We start from the raw sequence: 352 nt of genomic DNA, 5'->3' as shown, positions 1-352 counted from the left end.
TTCCCACTGTCGATGCCTCGCTCAACGCCACGCGCCAGCAGGTGGACCTGACCTCGGTCGGCATCACCCAGTTTCCCAGCCCCGGCCCGTTCACGCTCTACAACGCGAGCGTGCAGGTCTCCTACGCGCTGGACCTCTTCGGCGGGCAGCGGCGCGAACTCGAAGGCCTGCAGGCGGCTGTCGATTACCAGCGCTACGAACTCGAGGCCGCGCGGCTCTCGCTGGCCGCCAATGTGGTGACCGCCGCCATCCGCGAAGCCGGGCTGCGCGCCCAGCTGGCCGATACCGTGGCGATGGCCGACGCGCAGCGCCGCCAGCTCGGCATCATGACCGAGCGCCTCAAGGTGGGCGG

At 70.2% G+C, this 352-nt stretch carries 1 protein-coding gene; it reads left to right on the top strand.

Annotation, left to right across the window (positions count from 1 at the left end):
• Positions 1 to 352 (top strand): TolC family protein (locus tag AB4Z27_RS29865; protein WP_441646095.1); only part of this gene is annotated, 352 nt, incomplete at both ends.

The sequence above is a fragment of the Cupriavidus sp. KB_39 genome, from assembly GCF_052114485.1.
Lineage (GTDB): Bacteria > Pseudomonadota > Gammaproteobacteria > Burkholderiales > Burkholderiaceae > Cupriavidus.
The sequence above is the reverse complement of the archived record's forward strand: the minus strand, read 5'-3'. Positions and strand labels throughout refer to the sequence as shown.